Source organism: Paraburkholderia hiiakae (genome assembly GCF_904848665.1).
GTDB classification, from domain to species: Bacteria; Pseudomonadota; Gammaproteobacteria; order Burkholderiales; family Burkholderiaceae; genus Paraburkholderia; species Paraburkholderia hiiakae.
Genome location: NZ_CAJHCQ010000063.1, coordinates 1 through 547, shown reverse-complemented (window position 1 = coordinate 547; position 547 = coordinate 1). Strand labels below are relative to the sequence as shown.

General features: G+C 64.2%; 1 protein-coding gene. It reads left to right on the top strand.

Annotation, left to right across the window (positions count from 1 at the left end; all coding sequences use genetic code 11):
• Positions 1–547 (top strand): NAD(P)/FAD-dependent oxidoreductase (locus tag JMY28_RS38835; RefSeq protein ID WP_201701153.1); only part of this gene is annotated, 547 nt, incomplete at both ends.

Genomic DNA, 547 nt, shown 5'->3' with positions numbered 1-547 from the left:
GCACGCAAAGTACACGCTGTTCTGCGAAGGCTGCCGCGGGCACCTGGGCCGTCAACTGAACGAGAAGTTCAAGCTGGGCAAGGATTCGGACCCGCAGGTCTACGGCATCGGTATCAAGGAGCTCTGGGAGATCGATCCGGTGAAGCACCAGCCGGGCCTCGTGATCCATACGGCGGGCTGGCCGCTCGAATCGGACACGTATGGCGGCTCGTTCCTGTACCACATCGACAACAACCAGGTGATGGTGGGTTTTGTCGTGGGTCTCGCGTACCAGAACCCGTATCTCTCGCCGTTCGAGGAATTCCAGCGCTACAAGACGCACCCGGAGATCCGCAAGTACCTCGAAGGCGGCAAACGCGTGTCGTACGGCGCGCGCGCGATCACCGCAGGCGGCCTGATGTCGCTGCCGAAGCTGGTGTTCCCGGGCGGCGCGCTGGTGGGCGACGATGCGGGCTTCCTGAACGCCTCGCGCATCAAGGGCAGCCACGCGGCGATCAAGACGGGCATGCTGGCTGCCGATGCGGCATTTGAAGCCGTGCAGGCCGGC